Here is a 25,009-nt window from a genome sequence, read left to right on the forward strand (position 1 = left end):
CAAGACATGACCAAGCTGGTTGCAGATCAGGCAGACGGGTTGCGGCGCCTGCTGGCGCACACGCCCACGCGCGTCATCGCCGTCGCGGGCATGGGGCCCGGCGAGTGCGCCGCCGCGGCCACCATGAACCTCGGCGCGGCCCTGGTCCACCAGGGCAAGGACGTGCTGGTGCTCGACGAGTACGGCGGCACGGCGGCGGCGATCTGCGCCGCCTGGGCCATCGATCCGCTCGGCGACCTGGCCGACGTGGCCGACCGCCGGCTGGCCTGCGAGGGCGCAGTCGCGCGTGCCGACTGCGGCGTCGGCGTGCTGCCGGCGCCGCTCGGCGATCGGCACGCGGAGATCGACCCGCGCCTGTTGTGCCGCGGCGGCGTGGTGCTGGTCGCAGCGCAGATCGACGCCGAGGGCCGGCTGTCGGCATTGGCCCGGCTGGCCGACGAACTGCTGCTGGTGCTGCAGCCGAGCGCCGCATCCATCACCTCGGCCTACGCGGGCATCAAGCGCCTGCACTACGCGCATGGGTTAAAGCAGCTGCGCTTCCTCGTCGATGGCGTCGCCGGCGCCGAAGAGGCGCAGCGGATCACCACCAATCTGGCCAACACCGGCAGCCGCTACCTCGCGGTATCGCTGGAGGCGGCCGGCTGGGTGCGGGCCGATCCGCACCTGGCGGACGCGCGGCGGCTGCGGCAGACCGTGGTGGAGGCCTTTCCGGCCAGCCCGGCGGCGGTGGACTTCCGCCGCATCGCGGTCGACATGGGCGGCTGGCCCTGGCGGCCCGCTGCGCCCGGCGGGCGGGCGGTCGCGGTCCCGCCGCAGGGCCCGCGCGTCGACCCGCCATGGGTGAGGGCGACGCCGGCGCAGAGCGCGGCCGTGGCCTGAGCACGATGAACCGAACAACGCACATGCAACAAAGGACCGGACGTGTACACCGCACAGGGCACCATTGAGAAGTCCCACCTGCTGGAGCAGCATCAGCCGCTGGTGCGCCGCATCGCGCTGCAGATGATCGCCAAGCTGCCCGCGAGCGTCGAGCTCGACGACCTGATCCAGGCCGGCATGCTGGGCCTGCTGGACGCATCGAGCCGCTACCAGGACAACAAGGGCGCGCAGTTCGAGACCTTCGTCAGCCAGCGCATCCGCGGCGCGATGCTCGACGAGCTGCGCGCCAGCGACTGGGGCTCGCGCGGCCTGCGCCAGTCGGCGCGTGGGGTCGAGAAGGCGATCCACGCGCTCGAGCACCGGCTCGGCCGCTCCCCCACCGAGGGCGAGATCGCGAAGGAGCTCAAGATCGACCTGGAGGCCTACCAGTCGCTGCTGCAGGAGATCCAGGGCTGCCAACTGGTCTACGTCGAGGATTTCGCGAAGGGCGAATCGGAGAACCCCTTTCTCGACCTGCATGCGCAGGAGGCGCGCAAGGGGCAGGGCGCAAACGACGACCCGCTGGCGCAGCTGCTCGAGAGCGGCCTGCGCCATCAGCTGATCGACGCGATCACGGCGTTGCCGGAGCGCGACCAGCTGCTGCTGAACCTCTACTACGAGGAAGAGCTGAACCTGCGCGAGATCGGCGCCATTCTCGAAGTGAGCCAGAGCCGGGTCTGCCAGCTGCACAGCCAGGCGATCAGCCGGCTGCGGGCGCGCCTGAAGGACCTGCTGTAGGGCCGGGCGCGGCCCTCGCTTCGGCCTCGTCTATCATCTCGCGCGGAGCGGCGGCGCAACACGCACAGGAGAGCACGAGATGAGAAGAGTCACGTTGGCCAGGTCGGCGACCCTCGCGCTGGGCGCGTTCTGCGTCGCGGGCCTCGCCAGCGCGCAGTCGAGCACCGGGCAGGGCCCGGTCACCGGCAGCAGCGTCACGCTGTTCGGCGTCGCCGATGCGGTGCTCGGCTACGGCAGCGGCAGCATCTCGCACCGCAGCTCTCTGTACAGCAGCGGCAATTCGGCCTCGCGGATCGGTGTCCGCGGCATCGAGGACCTGGGTGGCGGCCTGGGGGCGGGCTTCTGGCTCGAATCCGGCGTCGCCATCGATACCGGCACCGGGGTCGCCGGCAACACCAACAACCAGCCGAGCGGCGCCACATCGGCCGACGCCTTGCTTTTCAACCGCCGCGCCACGGTCAGCCTGATCGACCTCTGGGGCGAGCTGCGGTTGGGCCGCGACTTCGCGGCGCACTACCGCAACCGCACCGACGTCGACCCGTTCGACAACAACGGCGTCGGCACCATCCAGCCGCAGGTCGGATCGATCGCCGGCCCGACCTCCACGCGGGTCTCGAACATGGTCGGCTACTACCTGCCTCCGGGCCTGGGCGGCTTCTTCGGCGAGGTGCAGTACTTCATGGGCGACAACGACTCGCACTTGCCGACCTCGGACGATGGCACCGGCTACAGCGGCCGCATCGGCTGGGGGGCGGGTCCGTTCTCGATCGCCGTCGCGAAGGGCCGCACCGACTACCTGCGCACGCCGACCAATGGCAACATCACCGTGGCCAATGTCGGCGCGACCTACGATTTCAAGCTCGTCGAGGTCTCGGCCGGCTACTACCGCGACAAGGTCGACAGCTTCGTGCCGGTCACGGCCACGGGCTATGTCCTCGGCATGATCGTGCCGGTCGGCGGCAACCAGATCAAGTTTGCGTGGTCGCGCTACGGCACCGACGCCGAGGGCGACCCGGCGGCGATGAAGCTGTCGCTGGGCTACGTGTACAGCTTCTCGAAGCGCACGGTGGCCTACGCCACCTACTCGCACGTCAACAACAGCGGCGGCTCGGCGGTGGGACTGAACGGCGCCGTCACCGAACCCAACCGCAGCGCGAACGGCTACGACTTGGGGCTGCGCCACAGTTTCTGATCGGCGGGGGCCCGCATCAGTGCGGCGATCTGCCGGTCGTGCAGGCGCGACAGCACAAGCAGGGCCGCCACGGCGCCGACCAGCGCCATGAACATGTCCGACTGCGTGTCCCACGGATCGCCCTGAGTGCCGAGGAATTCGTCGGCACCCTGGCCCATCGCGAGCGCGGCGGCCCATTCGATCAGCTCGTAGCTCGCGCTGATGGCCAACACGATGCAGACCACCACGAAGGCCAGCATCCTGCGGCCCCGCACATGCTGGCCTCGAATCAGGATCTCGCGCGCGATCAGCGCCGGCACGAAGCCCTGCATGAAATGGCCGATCTTGTCGTAGGGATTGCGGCCCAGATGCATCAGGTCCTGCAGCCAGAAGCCGAGCGGCACCCGCGCATAGCTGTAGGCGCCGCCGAGCATCAGCACGCAGCAGTGCACGAAGATCAGCGCGTAGAGCAGGGTGGTGAGCGGGAAGCGGCCGTAGGTGGCCCACAAGAGCGGCAGCGCGACCAGCACCGGCGCCACTTCCATCCACCAGGTCGCGCGGTCGTGCGGATGCAGGCCCGAGAGGACGAGCAGGGCGATGAGCGCGGCCGAGGCCAGGAGCAGGGCGGGGGTGCGGTGGGTGGGCATGGGTGGGGTCTCAGTCATGGTTCAGGGCTGATCGCGCCTCGCACGTCGCGCGGTCTTCCTTGACGGCAGGTGCAGCGCGACTTCTTGCGCCACCGAGGCAAAGTAGGACCGCACCAGGGCGAACGCGCGCTCGGCCGCCGGCACGCGCGTGCGGCCGGCCCGCTCGACGATTCCCAGCGTGAGTTCGGGGTCCGGGGCTGGCGTCACATCGAGCCGGCCCACGGTGCCGGCTCGCACGGCCGAGAGCACCGCGATGTCGGTCGATGGCGCAATGGCGTCGCTGGCGGTGATGAGCGTGTGGACGGTTGCGACGTCATTGGTGCTGGCCGCGAAGTGCGCCTGCAGCGGCGTCGTGAAGCCGTAGAGATCCGCCATGCGGCGCACCACGGCTTCGTCGGCGTAACCCGCCAGGATCAGCGGGTACTCGGCGAGCTGATCGATGGTCACGCGCCGGCGCCCGGCCAGGGGATGCTCCTTGCGGGCGAACCAGCCGAAGGTGCAGGAGTACAAAGGCTCGGCGATGAGGTCGCGGTCGTGTGCGGCCACACGCACGTCGCCGATGAAGAAATCCAGATCCTCCCGGCGCAGCGCCGCGGCGAGGACGTCGGTGCTCTGCACCAGCGTCTTGACGTGCAGCCCGGGCGCATCGGCCAGCAGCCGCAACACCATGGGTCCGAGCAGTTCGAGCGCGATGGAAGAACCCATGCCGAACGAGAGTGGCCCGAGCTCACCCGCGCGCATGAGCGCCAGCGAGCGGGCGCCTTCCTTTTCGTCGAAGACGATACGCCTCGCCCGCTCGACATAGGCCTGCGCATAAGGGGTCGGGCGCAGACGGCGGTCCTGCCGGTCGAACAGCGGTACGCGCAGTTCGTCCTCCAGCGCCTGCAGGCTGCGCGACAGCGCCGGGACGCTCAGATGCACGTTCTGGGCGGCCGCGCTCAGCGAGCCGAGGTCCATGACGGCCAGGAAATGCCGCAGTTGCCGGGTATTCATTTCAGTTGCAAGTTCTGCAAGTAGTATCAAACTATATTGCGATTTACGCAAAACGAATGGCTTCCTAGACTGCGATCCGAAAGCCGGAGAACGCGCCCTGATGAAGTCCCCCACACTCAATTCCCCAGTCCTGCGACCCGTGGTCGCCATCGCTTCCGACCGCATCGTGCGCCATGGCCATCCCTCGCACGCCGCCACCCACGGCTACGTGCGGGCCGTGGCCGAGGCGGCGCAGGCCCTGCCCCTGGTGCTGCCGGCGCTCGGCGAAGCGCTGGATGCCGACACGCTCATCGCTTCGATCGACGGCATCGTCCTCACCGGCAGCCCCTCGAACGTGGACCCGGCGCGCTACGGCGTGCCAGAGCCGCATGCGCCCATGCTGCTGGACCGCGAGCGCGACGCCGCCATCCTGCCGCTGCTGCCGCGCCTCATCGAGGCCGGCGTGCCGGTGCTGGGGATTTGTCGCGGCTTCCAGGAACTCAACGTCATCTATGGCGGCACCTTGCATCCGGCCGTCCACGAGTTGCCCGGCCGGCTCGATCACCGCGAAGGCGATCACGAGCGGCCCGTCGATCGCTGGTACGACGACAGCCACGCGTTGCACATCGTCGAGGGCGGCCGGCTGGCGGCGCTCGCGGGCGGAACGCATGCCGTCGTCAACTCGCTGCACCACCAGGGCGTCGAGCGACTGGGCCAGGGTCTGCGCATCGAGGCCAGGGCGCCCGATGGCCTGGTCGAGGCCTTCTCCATCGAGTCCGCCACCCAGTTCACCCTGGCGGTGCAATGGCACCCCGAGATGCGCATCGACGACAGCCCGCTGGCGCATGCCATCTTCGCCGCCTTCGGCGCAGCCTGCCGGGCGCGCCAGCAGCAGCGGCGCTGCGCCATGGCCACCGCCTGACCCCACACCTGCTCCGGAGACATCGAGATATGAACGACGCCCAGGTCATCGACTTGTTCAGCCCCCACTACGTCCAGGCCCGCCAAAAGTTCCTGCAGGCCACGCAGGCGCGCGGCCTGGCCGTGGACAGCCACGTGCTGCCCCTGGCCGGCGCGCAAGGTGAGACCCTCGCCACCGACGTCGTTCTGGACGGCCCGGCCGACGCATCCAAGATGCTGATCGTCATCAGTGGCGTCCACGGGGTGGAGGGCTTCTGCGGCTCGGCCATCCAGACCGGCATGCTGCGCTTGGGAGGTGCGGCGCTCCCGTCCGACACGTCGCTGCTCTACGTGCACGCGGTCAATCCCTACGGCTTTTCGCACCTGCGCCGCGCCACGCAGGAGAACATCGACCTCAACCGCAACTTCGTCGACTTCTCCAGGCCGCTGCCGATCAATGCCGGCTATGGCGAGATCCACGACCTGCTGCTGCCCGCGCAATGGCCGCCGCTGCCTGACAACGAGGCCCGCATCGCCGACTACCGCGAACGCCACGGCGCTCGCGGCCTGCAGCGCGCGATGTCGCTCGGCCAGTACAGCCACGCCGACGGGCTGCACTATGGCGGCCTGGCGCCAGCGTGGAGCAACAACACCTTTCGCGGCATCCTGCGTCGCTATGCCTCGCAAGTGCGCGAGCTGGCCTCCGTCGACATCCACACCGGCCTCGGCCCCTATGGCGTGGGCGAGCGCATATTCGCCAGCATGGACGACGACCCGGCGGTATTGGCGCGCGGCAAACGCTGGTGGGGCGAGCTGACCTCGGTCACCACCGGCACCTCCACCAGCATCCCGCTGACCGGCCCGATCCAGTGCGCTCTCACGGACGAATGTCCGCAGGCCCAGCACGTCGGGATCTGCCTGGAATACGGCACCCAGCCGATGGAGCGCGTCATCGCCGCCATGCGCGCGGAGCACTGGCTGCATCGCCACGGCAGCGGCGACACGGCACTGGCCGCCGCCATCAAGCAGGAAATGAAGGACGCCTTCTACCCCGACGCGCCCGATTGGATGCACGCGGTATGGCAGCAAGGCTCGCAAGCCTGCCTTCAGGCCGTGCACGGCCTGCAGGAAGACACACCCCAGGCGGCGCTCGCCGCCTGAACCTGCACAAGATCCAATACACGGAGACATTCATGAGTGCGACCACACTTGCGCGCAACGACAACATGCGCGAATTTCCCACCGCCATCCAAGCCGCCGACAGTGCGCCGTCGGCCCGGCCGGTCATCAGCCGCAAGGCGATCGCCGCGGCCGTGGCCGGCAACGCGCTGGAGTTCTACGACTTCGTCATCTACGCCTACTTCGCCGTCTACATCGGCAAGACTTTCTTTCCGGTCAGTGGCGAATTCGGCAGCCTCCTGGCAGCGGTGGCGATCTTCGGGGTGGGCTTCTTTACCCGGCCGCTCGGCGGCGTGCTGATCGGCGCCTTCGCCGACAAGGCGGGCCGCAAGCCCGCGATGATCCTGACCGTGACCCTCATCACAGTGGGCACCCTGGGCCTGGCGGCGACGCCCAGTTACGCCAGCATCGGAATCGCCGCACCCGTCATCGTCGTCTTCTGTCGCCTGCTGCAAGGGCTTGCGCTCGGCGGCGAGGTGGGTCCGGCCACCTCGCTGCTGATCGAAGCGGCGCCACCCGGCAAGCGGGCCTTCTACTCGAGCTGGCAGATCGCCAGCCAGGGCCTGGCGGTCACGGTGGGCGGCATCTTCGGCGTCGCGTTGTCGCTGCTGCTTTCGCCGGAGCAGCTGGCCAGCTGGGGTTGGCGCGTTCCGTTCCTTTTCAGCCTGGCGCTGGTGCCCATTGCGATCTACATCCGGCGCAGCCTGCCGGAAACGCACGAGGGCACCGACGAGCGCAGTGGCGCCTCGATCGTCGGCGCCGTGTTTCGCCAGCACGGCCGCATTCTGTGGCTGGGCGTGTTTGCAACGGCCTCTACAGCGGTGGCCTCGCAAGTCGGCAACTACATGGTGAGCTACGCCGTGCAGGTACTCAAGCTGCCGGCAGCGCTGGCGCAAGGCAGCGTGCTGGTGGGCGGCGCGACGACCTTCGCCTTTGCGCTCCTTGGCGGCTTGATGTGCGATCGTTACGGCCGCCGGATCGTCAACATGCTGCCGCGGCTGGTGCTGATGTTGTCGATCGTTCCGTTGTTCATGTGGCTCACGGGGGCCCCGGGCGCGGCGACCCTGCTTACCGTGTCCGCACTTCTGGCGGCGCTCACTGCCGTGTTCGGCACGGCAGGGCTGGTGCAGGTCCCCGAACTGCTTCCCATCGCGGTGCGCAGCACGGGCCTGTCGCTCGTCTATGCCATCGGCACTTCGTTGTTCGGCGGCACGACGCAGTTCGTCGTCACCTGGCTGCTGGCCGTCACGCAGAACCCGATGGCGCCGGCTTGGTACGTCGTTGCGATGAGCGCCGTGAGCATGATCGCGCTATGGATGCTGCCGGAGTCGCGTCACGTCGACGTGAGCCGCTGAACTGCCTGGCTTGCCGAGAACGACGCAACGGCGGGGCGTGAGCGAGATGTGAGAATCGTGGATCTTCCTGACTGTCGGAGAACTTCCCATCCCCGCGCGCCATCTCGATTCCTCGTGCTTCCTGCAGCGATTCGGTCCCCTCATCCTGGCCCTCCTCACCTGGCTCACGGCGGCGGTGCCGGCCTGGGCCGTGACGGCGAGCGACGGCCTGGCCGAGGCGGTGCGCCTCGACGAGCGCATCGAAGTCCTGCGCGACGCGGGTTCGACATTGCACGCCGAGGACGTGCTCGCGGGCCGGCATGACGCGGCCTTCGCCCCGGCCGGCGCCGGGCCGTTGCGATGCGCGGACGGCACCGCGTGCTGGGTGCGTTTCTCGTTGTCGCGGACGCCGGACGCGCCGGCGCGCTGGTGGCTGCGCCTGCGGGCGCTTCGGCCCGGCGAGGTGGCGCTCTACGCGCCCCGGGTTCCAGGCGGCGAACCCGTGGCCCGGGAGGGGCGCCAATTCCCGCTCAACTGGCGCTTCGTCAGCACGGACCTGTTCTTCAACGTGGACCTGCCCGATTCCGAAGCGCACTACCACTACCTGCGCCTGGCCGACACGCCGCACGCGGACGGCTTCTCGCTCTGGCAGCCGCTCGGCTTCGAGCGCCAGCAGCGCCAGTTGGCGACCTACCTGAACGCCAGCATGGGCGTGGCTTTCGCGCTCATGATGGTCAACCTCGTGTTCTGGCGCTGGCTGCGCGACTCGCTGTTCCTGCATTTCGCCTTCGTGATGTTCGCTGCGGTGCTGTTGCATGCCTGGCAGACGGTGCCCGCACTGGCGATCGACGAGCAGATGGGCGACCTGAACCTGCGCGGCGCCCTGCAGTGCCTGCTGCAGGCGGCGACCGCGCTGTTCGTCGCACGCCTGTTCGACTACCGGGTGCATGCGCCCTGGGCGGCCCGCACGGCGAAGGCCTATGCGGCCTTCAACCTGCTGGCCGGTGCGGTCGCGCTGGCCGGCCACCAGGCGGCGATCGAGCCCTGGTCCGCGATGCTGGAACTGCTGTCGCTTGCCACCGCCATCGGGCTCGCGGGCTGGCTGCTGTTCGTCAAGCGGCAACGCCAATACGCCTGGCCGGCGACGCTGATGATGGCGTTGACCTTCTCGAGCATGCTCGGCCGGCTGCAGTGGCTCGGGTGGATGCCGCTGGGGGCCGACGTCACGCTGGGTGTGTCCTGGGCCGCCGCGCGCCTGTTCTACATGCTGCTGCTCGCGATCATCGTGGCCGACCGCACGCGCCGCGCGGAACTCGAACTGCGCCACGCGCGCCGCCGTGCCCTCGACGATGCGCTGCGGGTCGAGCGCGAGCTGGAAGCCAGGATCGCGCAGCGCACCCGCGAACTGGGCACGAGCAATGCGCAGCTGGCCGCGGAGGTCGTGCGCCGGCGCGAGGCGGAGGCCGGCCTGCAAGTGGCGCTGGAATCCGAAAGAAGGGCGCTGGGCCAGCAGCGGCAGTTCGTCGCGCTGGTGTCGCATGAATTCCGCACCCCGCTGGCGGTGATCGATGCCGCCGCGCAGTCGATCGGACTGCCCGGCGTCGAGGCGTCGCCGCGTGCCGCCAAGATCCGCCGCGCCGTGCACCGGCTGGCGATGCTGGTCGACAACTGCCTGGCCGAGGAGCGCCTGCATGCCGACCGGCTCAAGCTGCGCATCGAGCCGCTCGACCTGCGCACACAGGTCGAAGACCTGCTCCAGCCGCTGGGTCCGGCCGAGCGCGCGCGCCTGCGGCTGGACCTGCAGGCCGGCGCGGCACCGGTGCGCGGCGACCCGGCCCTGCTCGACATCGCGTTGCACAACCTGGTTCAGAACGCGATCAAATACTCGCCGCCCGAGCGCGAGGTTCGCATCGCGCTGCACCTGCGCGGCGGCGAGGCCTGCATCGACGTCGAGGACCAGGGCGGCGGCATCCGGGCCCAGGACCAGCCGCGCATCTTCGAACGCTTCTTCCGCGGGACGACCTCGGCCAAGGCGAGCGGCACCGGGCTCGGACTGTTCCTGTGCGACGAGATCGCACGCAGGCACGGCGGCGCCGTCGAGCTGCTGCGCTCCGATGCCCGGGGCTCGGTGTTCCGCTTCCGGATTCCTTTGCAAACCCAGCCATGAAAACCATCGAATCGACTCTCCCGCTGCGCGTCTACCTGGTGGAGGACGATGAAGACCTGCGCGAGGAATTGGTGCTGCATCTGGCCCGCGCCGGTTTCGAGGTCCAGGGCCTGGCCGACGCGCCGGCCTTCTACAAGGCGCACGCGCTGGCCCGCTGCGACATCGCCGTGCTCGATATCGGACTCGAAGGCGAGGATGGCCTGTCGATCGCCGCGCAACTGCGCGCCTCGGGGCCCTTCGGCATCGTCATGGCCAGCGCCCGCGGCGCGGTGCGGGACCGCGTCGACGCGCTGCATCAGGGCGCCGACGTCTACATGGTCAAGCCGATCCACATCGAGGAGCTGGTGGCGACGATCCGGATGCTCGGCAGCCGCGTGCGCGCCGTGGCGCTGCCGCCGGACACGCCCGCGGCAGYGSAAATCGGCAGGACTTCGATCTCAAGCGGCTTGACGTCATCGCCAGCCGGCTGCGCCGCAAGGCCGGCGAGGCGGGCATGCAGCTCCCCCTGCACGTGGTGCGCGGCGTCGGCTTCCAGTTCGCGATCAGTGCCCTGGCGTTGCCGGCTTCTGGAATTTCAACGCCAGGGGTTCGGTCGCCGATGTGAACGCAGCCGTCGCCAGCGTCTTGGCATTCAGGTCGAAACTCATCAGGTCGATGCTGCGCAGCGTCTGATCCTCATAGGTCTTCACGTAGAACTTCCTGTGGGAGAGATCTGCGACAGTCGACCACTGCGTGTACTCGAGCGGCGCCTTGGACGTGTCTTGTCCGGCTCCTTCCTTGATCCATCCGATCGGAATATCGAAGTTGTTCAGGATATGTTCGGTGAGCCGAACGCTCTCGATGCCGCTGGGCTGGCGCTGGGCAGAAAGCGCATAGCCAAGCGCGCGCACGAATCGCGACGGTGGGGTCGGATCGCCCGGAATGCCGAGCATGCCCGATCCCTGGCCCAGGGGAGTGATCGTCTGTCCCTCCACCTTGAGGTCGGGCGCGCTGGCGGCCGACAGCTTCACATAGTTCCTGAGATTGGTCATGTGCCAATCGAAGGGCGGCGAGTTGGTCATGACGCCAAGGCGGTTGTCGTAGACCTTCAGCACGCCGTCCACCGGTTCCACCACGATCGACGCCCCGGAAGCGTCATGCAGCGTGTAGTGAAGCGGCGGTGTGATGCCGAGGTTCGCCTGCTTGACATCGATGATCGAGATGCCGGAAAGAGCCGCCTTGACCTCGGCGACGGTCGCGAAGCTGGTCAGTGCCCAGCTGATGAAATCCCAGGGCGCAAGCGATTTCGCAGGATTGGCCTTGGCCGGATCGGCATAGCCGGCGAAACCCGGAAAGTAGAGGGCGCCGCCGGCGAGCCCCTTCTCGTTCATGCCGTCGATGATCGTCGTGATCCCGAGCGCATTGACGCCCACGGCCGCATATCTGGCTTTCCAGGCCATGCCCGCCTTGCCCTCGGGGCCCGCGGCAGTCATCGCATATTGGCGAGGGACCACGATGGCGCTCGACTGGAGCGGGAACGCGAACTCCATGGTGCGGCCATAGACGGCACCGCCATCGGTGGTCCGGATGAGAAAGCTCGTGCAGGCCGATGCAATGTCGGGAACGACCCATGCGGCAGCGACGGCCATCGCCGTCATGCCTTGGGTCGCCTTGCGCCAGGAGGCGTTTGAACCTGAAAACTCAAAAAACATAAATCGACCTTTCCTTTGACCAGTCTGCAAAAAATATCGCGCAGCGACTTTCAGCAAACAGGCAGATCGCGTCAACCTCGGTTCCCTTCAGAAAGTGTCAGTTTCTTTCACTCGGCCCGTTGGCGCGGGCCCCGATCGCCTTCGCCTCGCGATTCAGGTGGGACTGTTCGATGGGTCGCTCGGCCGCTTCTTCGAGCGAAGTCGGAAGGAAGTTGCTCCGCGCTTGCGATGCCAGACGCGCCGTCGATCCGCATCGAATCGGCTTGGACGTGCGCCGGGCGACGCCGTTCACATCCCGCAGGGCGCGCGCGACCGGGCCGTCCCGGCCTGACAGGCCCCGCAACCTTCGTGTCGTTGCAGCAGAGCGGGGTGGTGATCAAGGCGAGCGTTCCGGACAGCGGCGGGCGCTTCCTGCTGCAGCCAGTGCCGGCCGGTTTCTACACCCTCGTCGTCGCGGCACCGGGCCGGGGCCACCGGGGTGGTGGTCAATGTGCCGGTGGTCGCCGATACGGTCACCTCGCTGAACTCGGCCAGTACGGCCCTGGTTCTTCCGACCTCGTCCACCGCCACGTTGAAGGGGGTGGTGAGCACCGGCGTGTCGCCGGAGGAGGCCGAAGTGCGCGCGCTGCAGATCCTGGGCAATGGCGCCACCATCGTGGTGGCCGACCGCTTCGTGGACGGCATCAGCGGTGCCTACGATTATGTGGTGCCGGTGGCTTCACCAACAAATTCACACTGCCCTGACAGGCGGACTGAGCCGCACCGGATGCACCAGGGCCTGTTCACCCTATTTCCGGGGATCACGTTGCCGTGCGAAGGGGCTGGATGCAAGGCGCCTGCGCGCGGCAACCCGAAGGGAAGGCATGCCAGGACGAGCCACTCGGCGTTGCGCTCCTTGCATGTGCCAACGCACATGCGGCGTCGCGCGCCTTGATTGGCCCGTCCTGGCATGCCTTCGCGACCCCTGAAATAGGGTGATCAGGCCCTACGCCGGCAATCCCTCCCACCACCCGCTCATGAGCCCCTCGGGCCGGCGACCGGCGAACACTTTCGCGCTCGCTTCCCAGGCATCCACCCGCACGTCCAGCCCGGCGAAGATCCCGTAGCCGGCGCCGGCGCGAATCTCTTCCTCGGCATGCAGGCTCTCGCCGGCCTTGATCGCGCCTTCGGCGACGATCGCGCCGCGCGAGCGGATGCCCCAGCCCGCTTCCAGGTGGCGCCCGCAGTCGATCGAGCCACCCGCCTCGATGCCGTGGCCGGCGCGCACGGTCTCGCGACCGTCGATGACGCCGCCGGCCCGGATGCCCTTGCCGCAGCGCAGGGCGCCCTGCGCGACCAGGTCCTGGCCGACCCACGCGCTGCCCGCGATCTCGATCGCGTCGGCCCCGCGCAGGTCCCAGCCGGCGCGCAGGTTGCCGTCGCATCGGATTGCGCCTTCGGCCTCGACACCCCAGGCGGCCTTGATATGGCCGCCGGCTTCGAGCGCCGCGCCGCCGAAGATGCCGGCGCCGGACTCGAGGTCCTCGCCGGCAACGATCGCGCCGCCGGCCCGGATGCCGCCAGCGGCGCGGATCATGCGGCCGGCGCACACGATGCCCCCGACATCGATGCCGGTGCGCACCTGCAGCGAGCCGGCGAAGACGATCGCGTCGGCCTCGAGGGCGTCGAGAGCCAGCACGGCGTCGGTCGGGCCGAACTGCGTCAGCAGCCAGCAGGCGTCGTCGATGCGGCCGTCCGCGACCAGCGCATCGAGCAGATGCTGGTAGTCGGTGTTGTCTTGTCCGTGGCGGATGAACCAGCGGTAGCCGTCGGCGCAGGGGCGCTTGGCCTTGACGAAATTCTTGGTGAGTTCCATGACGTTTCCCGGGCGTGCAAAGGTGAACGCCGCGAAGCCTTCGCGGCGCAGGAAGTGCAGGCGGCCGTGCGGGGGAGATCAGGAAGTGGTGGCTTCCTGCTTTCCCCGCACGGCGTGGGAAAGCAGGGCGGTCGAACCGCAGGCCGTGCACGCGCGCGCCGCTGCGCCATGCGGGGCATGGTGGCGGCTGTGGGCGTGCGAAATGTGCGGCATGGGCGGGACCGGGGAGGTCCGCCATTGTACCGGCGCGTGTTCCTCAGGCGGGCAGGAAGCGTTCCGTCAGCAGCGCCCAGTAGGCCGAGCCGATCGCCACGTTGTCGTCGTTGAAGTCGTAGCCCGGGTTGTGCACCATGCAGGCGCCGGCACTGTCGCCGTCGCCGTTGCCGATGAACAGGTAGCTGCCCGGCAGCCGCTCGAGCATGAAGGCGAAGTCCTCGCTGCCCGGCACTGCCGGCCCCTGCAGCGTGACGCGGTCGGCGCCGACCAGTTCGAGCGCCACCTCGCGCGCGAAGGCGGTTTCGTCGGGCGTGTTGACCAGCACCGCGTAGCCCGGCCGCCAGTCGACGCGTGCCGTGACGCCGAAGCTCTCGGCCTGCGCCGCGATCAGCGCCTTCACGCGCCGCTCGAGCGTGGCGCGGACCTCGCGGTCGAGCGCGCGAAGGCTGATCTCCAGCGTCGCCTGTTGCGGAATCACGTTGTTGGCCTTGCCGGCATGCAGCGCGCCGACCGTCACGACCGCCATCTGCAGCGGGTCGATGTTGCGCGACACCACGGTCTGCAGCGCCATCACGATGCTGGCCGCGGCCACCACCGGGTCGGCGGCGCGGTGCGGCATGGCGCCGTGGCCGCCGACGCCGGTCAGGGTGACCGTGGCGTAGTCGGACGAGGCCATCGTCGGGCCCTCGCGCAGCACCAGGCGGCCCTGCGGTATGCCGGGCATGTTGTGCATCGCGAAGATCGCGTCGCACGGGTACTTCTCGAACAGCCCGTCGTCCATCATCCTGACCGCGCCGCCGCCGCCTTCCTCGGCGGGCTGGAAGATCAGGTTCAGCGTGCCCGAGAAGCGGCCCCGTTCGGCCAGGTGGCGTGCCGCCGCCAGCAGCATCGCCGTGTGGCCGTCGTGGCCGCAGGCGTGCATCACGCCGGCGTTGCTGCTGGCGTAGTCCAGGCCGGTGGCCTCGTCGATCGGCAGCGCGTCCATGTCGGCGCGCAGGCCGAGCCGGCGCTGGCCATCGCCGCGCACCAGCCGGCCCACCACGCCGGTGCCGCCGAGGCCGTGCTCGACCTCGTAGCCCCAGGCCTGCAGCTTCTCGGCCACCAGGGCCGAGGTGCGGTGCTCGTCGAAGGCGAGTTCGGGGTGGTGGTGGATGTCGCGCCTGAGGCCGATGAATTCATCTGACTGCCGGTGCAGTTGATCGAGGAGTGCGCTCATGGTGTCCCTGTCCTGTTCCTATTGCGGTTGCAGGTTGATCGACTTGGCGATCGCACGATAGCGCGCCGTCTCGTTCTCGTAGAACTTCGCCGATTCGGCCAGCGTCATCGGCGGTGCCGCCAGCTGGGTCTGGGCCGCCAGCTGCGAGCGCACGCCGGGGTCCTTCAAGGTCGCGCCGATCGCCTTGTGCAGGCGCTGCACGACGTCTTCGGGCGTGTTCTTCGGCACCATGAAGCCGCTCCAGATCTGGTAGGAGAAGTCCTTCAGCTCCTTGCCCTCGCTGACGGTCGGCACGTTCTTCAGCAGCTCCGAGCGCTGGGCGCCGAGCTGGCCGATCACCTTCAGCCGCCCCTGGTCCGCGAGCGCGCCCATGCCGGCGCTGTACACCAGCACCGCGAAGTCGACCTGGCCGCCGCCGATGTCCTGCAGCAGCGGGGCGTTGCCCTTGTACGGCGCGTGGAGCAGCCGGATGCCGGTGCGGTGCTGAACGTCCTCCAGGATCAGGTGGTAGAGCGAGCCGATGCCCACGCTGCCGTAGGTCAGCGGCTTGTCGCCCGACTTGCGCGCCAGCGCGATCAGTTCGTCGACGTTGTTGGCGGGCAGTTCCTTGCGGGCCACCACCACCATCACCGCATCGGTCACCGGATGGACCAGCCGGAAATCCTCGGCCTTGAGCTTCACCGCGGCGTTGGCCAGCGGCGCGAGGATCACCTCGTTGGGCGAGCCCTGGAACAGGTAGTAGCCGTCGGCGGGCGCCGCCAGCACCTTCTGCGCCGCCAGCGCGCCGGCGACGCCGCCGAGGTTCTCGACGATCACTTGCTGGCCGAGCTCCTTGCCCAGCGGCACCGTGAAGATGCGCGCCGCCGCATCCGAGGGGCCGCCGGCGGGGTACGGCACCATCAGGTTCACGGGCTTGCTCGGGTAGGTCTGGGCGAACGCGGCGCCGGCTGCCAGCAGCAGCAGGCCGGCGATCGAACGTTGGAAGAAGGTCTTCATGGGGCTCCTGGCGATGGGCTGTGGGCGGGGATGCGCTTGCATCGTAGGAGCGCCGCGTGAGAACATCCAATGCATTGTTGTCCGCCAAATGATTACTTCAATGCATGGATCTCCGGAGGCTCCCGCATGACGCTGGTTCAGCTCAGGCACCTGATCGCGCTGGCCGAGAGCGGGTCCTTCAGCAAGTCGGCGCAGGCGATGTGCATCACGCAGCCGGCGTTCAGCCGCAGCATCCGCGCGCTCGAGGACGAGCTCGGCATGCCGCTGTTCGACCGGGTCGGGCGCCGCAGCGAGCTGACGCCCTTCGGCCGCGATGTGGTGGAGCGCGCGCGGCAGCTGGTGTTCGAGGCCGGCGAACTGCGCGACAGCGGCCGGCAGATGCGCGCGGGGCAGGGCGGTGCCATCCGCATCGGCATGGGCTCCGGCCCGGGCGCCATGCTGATGACGCCGCTGCTGATGCACATGGCGACCCACCATCCGAAGGTGCGCGTGGCGGTGGCGCGCGGCGGCACGGAGATGCTCACGCAGGCCTTGCGGGCGCGCACGCTCGATGCGCTGGTGCTCGATGCGCGCTCGCTGGCGCCCGGCGCCGATCTCGAAGTCGGCATGCTGCGCGAGATGCGCGGCGTCTTCATGTGCCGGCGCGGCCATCCGCTGGCACGCAGCCGCGGCGGCGTGAGCTTCGCGGCCGTGCAGCGCTACCCGATCGCCTCGACGCCGCTGAGCGACGAGGTGGCCCGCAGCCTGATCGAGACCTACGGGCCCGAGGCGCATCCGGCGCAGTGCGTGACGCTGCAGTGCGAAGAGGTCGCGAGCCTGGTCGAGGTGGCGCGCCGCAGCGACGCCGTGCTGCTGGCGATCCGCGCGGCGGCGCCCGACCTGGTCGAGCTGAAGATGAAGCCGCCGATGGAACGCACCGCCCGCTTCGGCCTGGTCACCCTGCGCCGGCGCACGCCCGCGCCCGGGCTGGCGATCGTTCGCGAGCTGATGGAGGCCCTGCTGCACGACTGAACGGCGTTGTCCCAGGGGTTTCTGCTCGCGGTCGGACCTCAGCCCCTGAAAGGGGGCAATACCGGCGGCCCGGCGAAGCCGGTTCCGTTCTCAGGCGCGTACGAAACTGAGCCGCGCCTCGTGCACCAGCCCATCGCGAACGATGTCGCGGGCATCGTCGTCGGCGAAGTCGAAGAGGGCGTCGGGGATCTCGTCTTCCTCGAGCGAGAAGAGGATCTCGAGGGCCTCTTGCTGGGCTTCGGAGAAGGTGCCGACCTGGGTCGACCGGTTGAACATCGCGGCGGTCTCCTTCGGCGCCAACTGGCGCATCTCGAGCAGCTCGAGCACGAACTTGATCTGCGCTGGCGTGAGGGGCGCGGGGGCGGCGGACGGCTTCATGGCGTTGGATCCTTTTTCCGGTCGGGCTCGGGACTGTTCCCTTGCCTTGAGACCAGTCTCTTCGTCGATCCTTAAGCGTGGCTGAAAAGTGATCGGACAGGCGCCTTCCCGGTTCTCAAAACCGGGCTGAAGTGTGAGAAATGTCGCGCGCTGATCGGGGGCGCAGTCAGTCGCGCCACCCCGCCGCCGCGGCCACGCTGCGCGGCACCCGCACCGTCGCATCGAGCAGCATCTGCGCCATGCCCTTGCCCAGCGGGTCCATGCGCATCGACGACGGCCCGCCGCCGTCGAGCGCGTCGTGCAGCAGCAGGTTCATCGACGCCGTGCCGGGCAGGTGGAAGCGCTCGACCCGGCCGTGCACCAGGTGCGCGAAGTAGTCGCCGACGAAGTCGGGCGTCACTCGCGCCCACAGCAGCGGCAGCCATTCCGGGCGGCGCGCGATCAGGCCGATGTTCGACAGGTTGCCCTTGTCGCCGCTGCGCGCCCAGGCAAGATCGATCAGGCGGACCTCGACCTGCTCGCCGTCGCCCCCGGCAAAGGCCGGCGGCTCGGCGGTCGGCGTCGCCGGCGCGCCCTCGGCGCTCACCGGGATCTCGACCGGATGGCGCTCGCCGTCCAGCACGAAGGCCACCGGCACCTTCGCCTTGTCCAGCGTGAACGCGAAGGGCTTGATCAGCGGCGACACCGCGGGCCGGCCGCCACCCGGGCTGGTGGTGCCGGGCGCCCACGAGGTCCCCGAGGGCGCGATCTCGCGCGCGAACATCGCGAGCGCCGCCTTCTGTGGATGGTTGGCGACCACGCGCATCGTCACTTCGCGCACCTGTCGCGTGCGCGCGTGCGGGCCGTAGAGCCACTCGGAGCCGATCACTTCGATGCAGGTCGAGGTGAAGGGCGGCAGGCCCATCTGCTGCAGGATCTCGCCGGTGCGCTCGATGATCGCCTCGGCGGTGCGCACCGCCTTCTTCTCGGCGTCGATGCCGATGAAGACCATGCTGCCGGCGCAGCGGAAGCCGTCGAGTTGCGTCGCCGAGACCTTGTAGCTCGGGGAGGGCGCCCGCCCGCGCGCCGGGCCCACGCGCACGCGGTCGGGGCCGACCTGTTCGATCACGACCTCGCGGAAGTCGCAGCCCACGTCGGGCAAGAGGTAGGCGCCCGGATCGCCGATCTCGTAGAGCAGCTGCTCGGCCACGTTGGCGCGGATCACCTTGCCGCCGGTGCCCTCGGGCTTGGTGACGACGAAGCTGCCGTCGGCATGGCATTCGACGATCGGGTAGCCCATGTGGGCCCAGTCGGGAATCTCTTCCCAGTCGGTGTGCAGGCCGCCGGTGGCCTGGCAGCCGCACTCGATGATGTGGCCCGCCAGGCTGCCCGAGGCCAGCAAATCGTAGTCGTCGCGCTTCCAGCCGAACGCGTGCATCAGCGGCCCGAGCGTGACCGCGCTGTCGACGCAGCGCCCGGTGATCACCACGTCGGCGCCGGCCGCCAGCGCGGCGGCGATCGGCAGCGCCCCCAGGTAGGCATTGGCGCTCAGCACCTTCTCGGGCAGCGCCTCGCCGGTGAACATGTCGCGCGTGCCTTGGTCGCGCAACGCCGGCATCTGCGCGCTGACATCGTCGCCCTCGACCACGGCGATGCGCAGGGCCACGCCTTCGGCCTGGGCCAGCGCCTGCAGCGCGGCGGCGCAGCCGTGCGGATTGATGCCGCCGGCGTTGCTCACCACCTTGATGCCCTGGCGCTTGACCTCGGCCAGCACCGGCTTCATCGCGATGTCGACGAAGTCGGTGGCGTAGCCCATCTCCGGCTTCTTGGCGCGCGCCGAGGCCAGGATGGCCATCGTGGTCTCGGCCAGGAAATCGAACACCAGGTAGTCGAGCCGGCCGAGCTTCACGAGCTGCGGAGCGGCCACCATGCTGTCGCCCCAGAAGCCCGAGGCGCCTCCGATGCGGACGGTTTTCTGCGCGGGCGGGGGGGTGGTCATGGCGGTTCGCTCCTCTGTATCGGCGGGATGTCAACGAGAGAAAGGAGATTAGCGATCCGCCCCGCGCAAGGCTTGCGCGAACTCGCTGTCGGGGCCCAGCCGTTGCACGCAAGATGCGGATGGCCCGCTGATGGCATCATTGACGCTACTGCCATGCCATTGCCACCATCTTCCGCCGAACGCACCGAGGTGCACGGCCGCACCATCACGATCCGCGGCTTCCGCCGTGCCGACGGCCTCTGGGACGTCGAAGGCCATCTGGAGGACATCCGAAACCACGACTTCCGTTTTCCCGGTGGCGAGCGGCGCGGCGGCGCGCCGATCCACTCGATGCGGCTGCGGCTCACGGTCGATGACACTGCACTGATCGTCGATGTGGCGGCCGCCACCGATGCGGCGCCGTTCGACGAGGTCTGCGGCGCGATCGCCCCCGACTACGCGGCACTGATCGGGCTGCGCGTGGGCCCGGGCTTCAACCGGGCCGCGGTGCGCCTGTTCGGCGGCCTGCGCGGCTGCACCCACATGTCGGAGCTGTTGCGCACCCTGAGCACCGGCGTGCTCCAGACGCTGGTCGGCGCGGACCTCGCGGTGTCCGAGACGCAGAAGCCCTTCCAGCTCGACGGCTGCCATGCGCTGGCGTCCGACGGGCCGCAGGTGGCGTCGTTCTACCCGCGCTGGTACCGGGCGGGAGCCGACGACGTGCCGGAAGGCTCCAGCATCGCGGATTGAGCGCAAGGTGCGCCGACGCCGCGACCGCGGGCTCCAACGGTCGGGCGATGCGAAAGAGCAGGAACATCAGTCGCACTGCTGAAAGCGGACGCACTCCGCAACGGCCTGGATCGATGTCACCGTGTTCTCGCCGTCGATGTGCCTGGACGTGAACTTGACCCACGCGCCCTCCTGAATGCCAGTCAGCAACGCGCGGTCCGTCACCCTGAAGGTCTGCGTCGAAAACGGAATCTTGGTCCTGGGCAGCAGCTTCAAGCGGACGTAGAACTTGCCGCCGGGCTCCTCGAGGAATGACCTGACGCGCGCACGCGTGAACACCGGCTCCGCCGCGCTCGCGGGCTCCACCGGGCGCCGTTCGGCCTGGGCCATGGCGCCGCCCATCACGATGGCGCTCATCCCGGCCACGACCATGTTGCGCAGTGCAGTCGACATGCATTCACTCCTCGGGCTGTGTGGTGACGGTAGCGTCCGCATTCTGCCCCGAGCGGCGGCAGCTATTCGGTCGCTGCTTCCTGAATCCAGGCTTGCCCGGTGGCGCTCAGGGCGGCGAGCAGACGCTGACGACCACCTTGCAAGGCTGGGTGGGCAGGTGACTGTCGCACTGTCCGGCAGCCGCCTTGCCCGCAGCGTCCGCCGAAGCGGCGCTGGCTGTGCCCCATTCGCCATAGTTGCCGGTCGCGAGCGCGCCGCAGGAGCGATCGAAGGATCCGCGGACGACACAGGTGCCCGAACGTCCCGCCGCGCGATCGCATTGGGCGCGCGCCGCGGCTTCCGCGGCGCCGCGGGAACGGTGGTTGAACGAGTAGCCGTACCACCCGTCCCTGGACGCGATCGCTCCCCAGCTCGGGCCTTGGACAGGGTCGGCATGGGCCGGTCCCACCATGATGCCGGACAGGCCGCAGCACAGCAGCAGCGTGAGCGCGCCGAACATGCGGGCAGCGCCTGATTGAAAGCTCATTTCGGAAGGGCCGCAGGGGGCAGCGGGCCACGGTAGATACGGGAGAGCCGTTGATTTTGCCTTGCTCCGAAGCAGCCAGTCCGCGCAAGACCTGGGCATCCTGCGCCGCTAGCCTCGAGCCAGACAGGAGATACCCATGGAATTTCTCGAGGCGCCGCCGCTGCCCTTCTATTTCTCGCCCGAGCACGAGCAGTTCCGCGCCAGCCTGCGCGAGTTCATCGCGCGCGAGATCACGCCCTTCGTCGCCGAATGGGACGAGGCCGAAACCTTCCCGCGCGAGCTCTATGCGCGGGCGGCTGCGCTCGGCGTCCAGGGCCTGGGCTATCCGGAGGCCTATGGCGGAACGCCGGCCGACGTGTTCTTCCAGCTCATCGTGGCCGAGGAATTCGCGCGCTGCGGCGGCGGGGGGCTGCAGGCCTCGCTGAATTCGCACAGCATCGCGCTGCCGCCGATCCTCCATGCCGGCAGCGAGGAACTCAAGCAGCGCGTGATCCCGCCGGTGCTGGCTGGCGAGAAGATCGCCGCGTTGGCGGTCACCGAGCCCTCCGGCGGCTCCGACGTCGCCGCGCTCAAGACCACCGCGGTGCGCGACGGCGACCACTACGTCGTCAACGGCGAGAAGACCTTCATCACTTCGGGCATGCGGGCCGACTTCATCACCACCGCGGTGCGCACCGATCCCGCGATCAAGGGCGCGGGCGGCATCTCGGTGCTGCTGATCGATGGCGACACGCCGGGCCTCGAGCGCACCGCGCTCAAGAAGATGGGCTGGTGGAGTTCCGACACCGCCCACCTGCGCTTCGACAACTGCCGGGTGCCGGTCGCCAACCTGGTCGGCGTCGAGAACAAGGGGTTCAAGACCTTCATGAACAACTTCAACACCGAGCGGCTGTTCATGTCGGCGCTGGCCTGCGGCTTCGCCGAGGTCTGCCTGAAGGAGGCGGTCGACTGGACCCGTCAGCGCATCTCCTTCGGCATGCCGCTGTCGGAGCGCCAGGTGGTGCGGCACAAGCTGATGGACATGACGCTGCGCATCGACGCCTCGCGCACGCTGGTCTACGACCTGGCCTACCGCATCGAGCACAAGCTGGCCGATCCGGCGCGGCTGGTGGCGCGCGTCTGCCTGGCCAAGGTGCAGGCCACGCAGGCGATGCAGTTCTGCGCCGACCAGGCGGTGCAGCTGCTGGGCGGCATGGGCTACATGCGCGGCACGCAGAGCGAGCGCATCTACCGCGAGGTCAAGGTCATGATGATCGGCGGCGGCTCGGAGGAAGTCATGAAAGACCTCGCGGCGCGGCAACTCGGACTTTGAAGGCAAAGCAGGAAGCACGATGAAAGACGCCGCCGACGACCTGCGCGCCGAGTACCGCGAACTCGCCGAGCTCTGCCGCACGCTGACACCCGCGCAATGGCGCCTGAAGAGCGATTTTCACGGCTGGACGCCGTGGGATGAGATCGCGCACCTCTGCTTTTTCGACGAGACGGCGACCCTTTCGGCCACCGATGTCGAGGCCTTCGCGCGCGACACCGCGGCGTTGACCGCGGTGCTGGCCGCCGGCCGTGAGATCAGCGCGATCGCACGCGAGAAGTACGGCCACCTCGACGGCGCCGCGCTGCTCGCGCACTGGGAGCCGATCGCGATGCGGCTCGCCGACCTGCTGGCCGCGCTCGACCCCAAGGCGCGGCTGCCGTGGTACGGGCCGAGCATGAGCGCGCGCTCGTTCGCGTCGGCGCGGCTGATGGAGACCTGGGCGCACGGGCAGGACGTGTGGGACGTGGTCGGCCGCGAGCGCGCGGGCACTGCGCGGCTCAAGCACATCGCCCACATCGGTGTCACCACCTTTGGCTGGACTTTCGTCAACCGCGGGCTGCCAGTGCCGGCGGTGGTGCCGTTCATCTCGCTCGATGCGCCCGGGGACGACACCTGGCACTGGGGCGATCCCGCCTCGCCCGAATTCGTGCGCGGCAGCGCGATCGATTTCTGCCTGCTGGTGACGCAGCGGCGCAACCTGGCCGACACCGCGCTGCGCTGCAGCGATGGCTCCGCGCGGCAATGGCTCTCGATCGCGCAGTGCTTCGCGGGTCCGCCGGCCGATGCACCCGCGCCCGGCGTGCGCAACGTGGCCCGCGCGGCTGCATGAGCGGGTTGCCGCTCACGCTGGCGCAGGCGCCGATCGAGGAGGCGCTGATGCGGCTGCGAGAGGGCAGCGCCGAGCATTGCCTGTCGGACCATGCCTTCTCGAATCTCTATCTTTTTCGGGATGCACACGACTACCGTTACCTGCCCGGCGACTGGCCCTGCATCTCGGGTCGCGCCTACGACGGCACACGGCACCTGATGCCGCTGTTCGCCGTGCACGAGGCGCCGGTCGAGGTGCTGCGCGATCTACTCGAAGGCCGTGATTGCCTCTACCCGATCTCGCAGGCCGAGGCTGCGAAGCTGTCGCCTTCGCTGTTCAGGCAATGGAGTTCGCCTGACGATGCCGACTACCTGTTCGATGCCCGGCAGTTCGACGACTTTCCGGGCCGGGCGCTGGCGAAGAAGCGCAACCAGGTGCGGCAACTGCTGGCTGCCTGCACGCCGCGCTGCCTTCCCTTCGATGCGGATACCGCCGAAGCCGCGCGTAATGTGCTGCGGGGGTGGATGGCGCAGAAGGGCAAGGCGCTAGGCGAGGCCGATGAGTCCGCGTGCCTCGAGGCCATTGCCGAGGCCTCTGCCTTCGGCTTCGAGGGGTACGTGCATCTTGCGGGCGAGCAGCCTGTCGGCTTCGTGCTGGCGCAGGAGCTTCAGCCCGGTGTCTTCGTGATGCGCTTCGCGAAGGGGCTGGACAGCCACGTCGGCATCTATCCCTACATGTTCCAGCACTTCTGCCGCAAGTTCGCGCGTCCGGTGCGATGGCTCAATTTCGAGCAGGACATGGGGATCGCTGGCTTTCGACGCAGCAAGCGATCGTATGGCCCCGCGGCGCTGATCCCGAAGCTGCGGGTCGCGCTGCGGGAGTGAGGCGAAGGGCCTGTTCACTTCGACATTCCGCCAGGAGGGCGGTATCGGGCCGTTCAGGTCGGCCGGCCCAGCGCATGCCGCCCGCCGACGCGCACCGTGCGTAAGCCCTTGGGCGCTTCGAAGTCCATGCCTTCCATGGCCGCGATCAGTTTTTCGGTATCCGCCGAACCGGCTCACTCAGCGTCGGGTCGGCGCCAACAGGGCTGACGAGTCGCTTCATGAGAAGCCCTTGGAGGTCTCGTCTCGTGTCGCAGACGATATGGATGTACGCCGTGTCGTCCCTCAGTTCGTAGATCATCCTGTTCATCCCTGAGAGGACTTGCCGGTACTGGGCGATGTTGAGGCTCTTCAGCTCGGGGGGAATCCTGCCTGCCTTGGGATGGTCTTGAATCATCGCCACGGATTCCTTGATCTTGCCGTAGCTTGCGAGCCAGACGTCCTTGCCGAAGTTCCTGACGATGTAGCTCTTCAAGTCCTTCAAGTCGGCTTCTGCCGACTGGAGGAAGACGACCCTCACTGAAGGTCGTCCTTGTCCATCTCTGCGAAGACTTCGGCTGCCGGCCTGAACTGCCCTTGCTCGATCTCGCGGTTGCCCAGCGCCAGGAGTTTCAGGAGAGCAAGAGTCTCTTCATGCTCCTCATAGGACCGGACATCCATCACCACCAGCTTGGCTTCGCCGTTCTGTGTGATGAGCATAGGCTCACGGCTCTCCGAGATGTTCTTGACGATCTCTGCGGCGTGGCTCTTGAGGTAGCTGATGGGTTTGACCTGTGTCGAAAATTTCATGGGTGGGTCCTCGCGACATGGCGACTGATTATGGACTGAATTCGGTCCTTCGTGGGCTGTTCCGCTCCCAGACTCAGTGCAGCGAGTTCGCGCAAGACCACAACCCTGTCGATGCCTAAGCTTGCCGGACACACACCATCGACCCGCTCCAGCGCGGCGGGCAAA

26 protein-coding genes and 1 pseudogene are annotated in these 25,009 nt (G+C 68.6%); 14 read left to right on the forward strand and 13 right to left on the reverse strand.

The window, feature by feature from the left end:
- Positions 1–6: 6 nt before the first annotated feature.
- The 3 genes from AC1DYK_RS25795 (at position 7) to AC1DYK_RS25805 (ending at position 2,848) form a co-directional block, all read left to right on the forward strand.
- The gene (locus AC1DYK_RS25795; RefSeq protein WP_478168875.1) at positions 7–879 is read left to right on the forward strand and encodes a MinD/ParA family ATP-binding protein; all 873 of its coding nucleotides are present in this window, start codon (positions 7–9) and stop codon (positions 877–879) included.
- A gap of 42 nt (positions 880–921) precedes the next feature.
- Positions 922–1,656, forward strand: coding sequence for an RNA polymerase sigma factor FliA (locus tag AC1DYK_RS25800; protein WP_478168876.1), 735 nt, complete (start codon positions 922–924; stop codon positions 1,654–1,656).
- Positions 1,657–1,735: 79 nt separating this feature from the next.
- Complete coding sequence (locus AC1DYK_RS25805; RefSeq protein ID WP_478168877.1) at positions 1,736–2,848, forward strand: porin; 1,113 nt, start codon at positions 1,736–1,738, stop codon at positions 2,846–2,848.
- Here AC1DYK_RS25805 and AC1DYK_RS25810 read toward each other — a convergent pair.
- Entirely contained in the window at positions 2,818–3,474 is a 657-nt protein-coding gene (locus AC1DYK_RS25810) for a DUF2238 domain-containing protein (RefSeq protein ID WP_478168878.1), read from the reverse strand. The genes AC1DYK_RS25805 and AC1DYK_RS25810 overlap by 31 nt on opposite strands.
- Positions 3,475–3,495: 21 nt before the next feature.
- Positions 3,496–4,467, reverse strand: a complete 972-nt coding sequence (locus AC1DYK_RS25815; RefSeq protein WP_478168879.1) for a LysR family transcriptional regulator — start codon at positions 4,465–4,467, stop codon at positions 3,496–3,498.
- 100 nt (positions 4,468–4,567) lie between these two features.
- On the opposite strand from AC1DYK_RS25815, the gene AC1DYK_RS25820 reads away from it, so the two are divergent.
- The 5 genes and pseudogenes from AC1DYK_RS25820 to AC1DYK_RS25840 form a co-directional block, all read left to right on the forward strand.
- Positions 4,568–5,368 (forward strand): gamma-glutamyl-gamma-aminobutyrate hydrolase family protein, encoded by an 801-nt coding sequence (locus AC1DYK_RS25820; RefSeq protein WP_478168880.1) that lies wholly within the window; start codon positions 4,568–4,570, stop codon positions 5,366–5,368.
- 29 nt (positions 5,369–5,397) lie between these two features.
- Positions 5,398–6,507, forward strand: coding sequence for a M14 family metallopeptidase (locus AC1DYK_RS25825; RefSeq protein ID WP_478168881.1), 1,110 nt, complete (start codon positions 5,398–5,400; stop codon positions 6,505–6,507).
- Positions 6,508–6,539: 32 nt separating this feature from the next.
- A complete protein-coding gene (locus tag AC1DYK_RS25830; RefSeq protein WP_478168882.1) occupies positions 6,540–7,880 on the forward strand; it encodes an MFS transporter in 1,341 nt (446 codons plus the stop codon).
- Positions 7,881–8,070: 190 nt separating this feature from the next.
- Complete coding sequence (locus AC1DYK_RS25835) at positions 8,071–10,026, forward strand: sensor histidine kinase (RefSeq protein WP_478168883.1); 1,956 nt, start codon at positions 8,071–8,073, stop codon at positions 10,024–10,026.
- Positions 10,023–10,325, forward strand: a pseudogene (locus AC1DYK_RS25840) (response regulator transcription factor); the annotation flags it as partial. The gene AC1DYK_RS25835 and the pseudogene AC1DYK_RS25840, both read left to right, overlap by 4 nt.
- 11 nt (positions 10,326–10,336) lie before the next feature.
- Here AC1DYK_RS25840 and AC1DYK_RS25845 read toward each other — a convergent pair.
- Entirely contained in the window at positions 10,337–10,537 is a 201-nt protein-coding gene (locus tag AC1DYK_RS25845; RefSeq protein ID WP_478168884.1) for a hypothetical protein, read from the reverse strand.
- 31 nt (positions 10,538–10,568) lie between these two features.
- On the reverse strand, positions 10,569–11,774 hold the full coding sequence (locus AC1DYK_RS25850) for a choloylglycine hydrolase family protein (RefSeq protein ID WP_478168885.1): 1,206 nt from the start codon (positions 11,772–11,774) through the stop codon (positions 10,569–10,571).
- 421 nt (positions 11,775–12,195) lie between these two features.
- Here AC1DYK_RS25850 and AC1DYK_RS25855 point away from each other — a divergent pair, with 421 nt between their 5' ends.
- On the forward strand, positions 12,196–12,651 hold the full coding sequence (locus tag AC1DYK_RS25855) for a hypothetical protein (protein ID WP_478168886.1): 456 nt from the start codon (positions 12,196–12,198) through the stop codon (positions 12,649–12,651).
- Between the two features lie 51 nt (positions 12,652–12,702).
- Here the strand turns inward: AC1DYK_RS25855 and AC1DYK_RS25860 are convergent, their stop codons facing one another.
- The 3 genes from AC1DYK_RS25860 to AC1DYK_RS25870 form a co-directional block, all read right to left on the reverse strand.
- Positions 12,703–13,572, reverse strand: coding sequence for a hypothetical protein (locus AC1DYK_RS25860; RefSeq protein WP_478168887.1), 870 nt, complete (start codon positions 13,570–13,572; stop codon positions 12,703–12,705).
- A 256-nt stretch (positions 13,573–13,828) separates the two neighbouring features.
- The gene (locus tag AC1DYK_RS25865; RefSeq protein ID WP_478168888.1) at positions 13,829–15,004 is read right to left on the reverse strand and encodes a M20 aminoacylase family protein; all 1,176 of its coding nucleotides are present in this window, start codon (positions 15,002–15,004) and stop codon (positions 13,829–13,831) included.
- Between the two features lie 18 nt (positions 15,005–15,022).
- Complete coding sequence (locus tag AC1DYK_RS25870) at positions 15,023–16,000, reverse strand: tripartite tricarboxylate transporter substrate binding protein (RefSeq protein ID WP_478168889.1); 978 nt, start codon at positions 15,998–16,000, stop codon at positions 15,023–15,025.
- 126 nt (positions 16,001–16,126) lie between these two features.
- Here AC1DYK_RS25870 and AC1DYK_RS25875 point away from each other — a divergent pair, with 126 nt between their 5' ends.
- Positions 16,127–17,011 (forward strand): LysR family transcriptional regulator, encoded by an 885-nt coding sequence (locus AC1DYK_RS25875; protein ID WP_478168890.1) that lies wholly within the window; start codon positions 16,127–16,129, stop codon positions 17,009–17,011.
- Positions 17,012–17,101: 90 nt separating this feature from the next.
- Here AC1DYK_RS25875 and AC1DYK_RS25880 read toward each other — a convergent pair whose 3' ends face one another.
- Positions 17,102–17,389: a hypothetical protein gene (locus AC1DYK_RS25880; protein WP_478168891.1), complete on the reverse strand. Its 288-nt coding sequence runs from the start codon at positions 17,387–17,389 to the stop codon at positions 17,102–17,104.
- 166 nt (positions 17,390–17,555) lie between these two features.
- Entirely contained in the window at positions 17,556–19,367 is a 1,812-nt protein-coding gene (locus tag AC1DYK_RS25885) for an acyclic terpene utilization AtuA family protein (protein ID WP_478168892.1), read from the reverse strand.
- Between the two features lie 153 nt (positions 19,368–19,520).
- Here AC1DYK_RS25885 and AC1DYK_RS25890 point away from each other — a divergent pair, with 153 nt between their 5' ends.
- Positions 19,521–20,096 (forward strand): DUF2889 domain-containing protein, encoded by a 576-nt coding sequence (locus AC1DYK_RS25890; RefSeq protein ID WP_478168893.1) that lies wholly within the window; start codon positions 19,521–19,523, stop codon positions 20,094–20,096.
- Positions 20,097–20,162: 66 nt separating this feature from the next.
- On the opposite strand, the gene AC1DYK_RS25895 is transcribed toward AC1DYK_RS25890, so the two are convergent.
- On the reverse strand, positions 20,163–20,528 hold the full coding sequence (locus AC1DYK_RS25895; protein ID WP_478168894.1) for a copper-binding protein: 366 nt from the start codon (positions 20,526–20,528) through the stop codon (positions 20,163–20,165).
- A gap of 106 nt (positions 20,529–20,634) precedes the next feature.
- Entirely contained in the window at positions 20,635–21,054 is a 420-nt protein-coding gene (locus tag AC1DYK_RS25900) for a DUF4189 domain-containing protein (RefSeq protein WP_478168895.1), read from the reverse strand.
- A gap of 136 nt (positions 21,055–21,190) precedes the next feature.
- Between AC1DYK_RS25900 and AC1DYK_RS25905 the strand changes: the two genes are divergently transcribed.
- The 3 genes from AC1DYK_RS25905 to AC1DYK_RS25915 are packed head-to-tail and all read left to right on the forward strand — an operon-like array spanning position 21,191 to position 24,058.
- Complete coding sequence (locus tag AC1DYK_RS25905; protein WP_478168896.1) at positions 21,191–22,366, forward strand: acyl-CoA dehydrogenase family protein; 1,176 nt, start codon at positions 21,191–21,193, stop codon at positions 22,364–22,366.
- A 19-nt stretch (positions 22,367–22,385) separates the two neighbouring features.
- Positions 22,386–23,195, forward strand: a complete 810-nt coding sequence (locus tag AC1DYK_RS25910; RefSeq protein ID WP_478168897.1) for a TIGR03084 family metal-binding protein — start codon at positions 22,386–22,388, stop codon at positions 23,193–23,195.
- Complete coding sequence (locus tag AC1DYK_RS25915) at positions 23,192–24,058, forward strand: phosphatidylglycerol lysyltransferase domain-containing protein (protein ID WP_478168898.1); 867 nt, start codon at positions 23,192–23,194, stop codon at positions 24,056–24,058. The genes AC1DYK_RS25910 and AC1DYK_RS25915 overlap by 4 nt, the downstream gene beginning before the upstream one ends.
- 145 nt (positions 24,059–24,203) lie before the next feature.
- Here AC1DYK_RS25915 and AC1DYK_RS25920 read toward each other — a convergent pair whose 3' ends face one another.
- Together AC1DYK_RS25920 and AC1DYK_RS25925 are read right to left on the reverse strand one after the other, a co-directional pair.
- A complete protein-coding gene (locus tag AC1DYK_RS25920) occupies positions 24,204–24,575 on the reverse strand; it encodes a type II toxin-antitoxin system RelE/ParE family toxin (RefSeq protein ID WP_478168899.1) in 372 nt (123 codons plus the stop codon).
- The gene (locus tag AC1DYK_RS25925; RefSeq protein ID WP_478168900.1) at positions 24,572–24,844 is read right to left on the reverse strand and encodes a type II toxin-antitoxin system Phd/YefM family antitoxin; all 273 of its coding nucleotides are present in this window, start codon (positions 24,842–24,844) and stop codon (positions 24,572–24,574) included. The genes AC1DYK_RS25920 and AC1DYK_RS25925 overlap by 4 nt, the downstream gene beginning before the upstream one ends.
- Between the last annotated feature and the right edge of the window lie 165 nt (positions 24,845–25,009).

Source organism: Variovorax sp. P2_H12, assembly GCF_056403395.1.

Bases quoted from the DNA above. Each gene is read 5' to 3' on its own strand.
- AC1DYK_RS25795 (WP_478168875.1), top strand. From the start codon at position 7: ATGACCAAGCTGGTTGCAGATCAGGCAGACGGGTTGCGGCGCCTGCTG.
- AC1DYK_RS25805 (WP_478168877.1), top strand. From the start codon at position 1,736: ATGAGAAGAGTCACGTTGGCCAGGTCGGCGACCCTCGCGCTGGGCGCG.
- AC1DYK_RS25810 (WP_478168878.1), bottom strand. From the start codon at position 3,474: ATGCCCACCCACCGCACCCCCGCCCTGCTCCTGGCCTCGGCCGCGCTC.
- AC1DYK_RS25815 (WP_478168879.1), bottom strand. From the start codon at position 4,467: ATGAATACCCGGCAACTGCGGCATTTCCTGGCCGTCATGGACCTCGGC.
- AC1DYK_RS25820 (WP_478168880.1), top strand. From the start codon at position 4,568: ATGAAGTCCCCCACACTCAATTCCCCAGTCCTGCGACCCGTGGTCGCC.
- AC1DYK_RS25825 (WP_478168881.1), top strand. From the start codon at position 5,398: ATGAACGACGCCCAGGTCATCGACTTGTTCAGCCCCCACTACGTCCAG.
- AC1DYK_RS25830 (WP_478168882.1), top strand. From the start codon at position 6,540: ATGAGTGCGACCACACTTGCGCGCAACGACAACATGCGCGAATTTCCC.
- AC1DYK_RS25860 (WP_478168887.1), bottom strand. From the start codon at position 13,572: ATGGAACTCACCAAGAATTTCGTCAAGGCCAAGCGCCCCTGCGCCGAC.
- AC1DYK_RS25865 (WP_478168888.1), bottom strand. From the start codon at position 15,004: ATGAGCGCACTCCTCGATCAACTGCACCGGCAGTCAGATGAATTCATC.
- AC1DYK_RS25870 (WP_478168889.1), bottom strand. From the start codon at position 16,000: ATGAAGACCTTCTTCCAACGTTCGATCGCCGGCCTGCTGCTGCTGGCA.
- AC1DYK_RS25875 (WP_478168890.1), top strand. From the start codon at position 16,127: ATGACGCTGGTTCAGCTCAGGCACCTGATCGCGCTGGCCGAGAGCGGG.
- AC1DYK_RS25880 (WP_478168891.1), bottom strand. From the start codon at position 17,389: ATGAAGCCGTCCGCCGCCCCCGCGCCCCTCACGCCAGCGCAGATCAAG.
- AC1DYK_RS25885 (WP_478168892.1), bottom strand. From the start codon at position 19,367: ATGACCACCCCCCCGCCCGCGCAGAAAACCGTCCGCATCGGAGGCGCC.
- AC1DYK_RS25890 (WP_478168893.1), top strand. From the start codon at position 19,521: ATGCCATTGCCACCATCTTCCGCCGAACGCACCGAGGTGCACGGCCGC.
- AC1DYK_RS25895 (WP_478168894.1), bottom strand. From the start codon at position 20,528: ATGTCGACTGCACTGCGCAACATGGTCGTGGCCGGGATGAGCGCCATC.
- AC1DYK_RS25900 (WP_478168895.1), bottom strand. From the start codon at position 21,054: ATGAGCTTTCAATCAGGCGCTGCCCGCATGTTCGGCGCGCTCACGCTG.
- AC1DYK_RS25905 (WP_478168896.1), top strand. From the start codon at position 21,191: ATGGAATTTCTCGAGGCGCCGCCGCTGCCCTTCTATTTCTCGCCCGAG.
- AC1DYK_RS25910 (WP_478168897.1), top strand. From the start codon at position 22,386: ATGAAAGACGCCGCCGACGACCTGCGCGCCGAGTACCGCGAACTCGCC.
- AC1DYK_RS25915 (WP_478168898.1), top strand. From the start codon at position 23,192: ATGAGCGGGTTGCCGCTCACGCTGGCGCAGGCGCCGATCGAGGAGGCG.
- AC1DYK_RS25925 (WP_478168900.1), bottom strand. From the start codon at position 24,844: ATGAAATTTTCGACACAGGTCAAACCCATCAGCTACCTCAAGAGCCAC.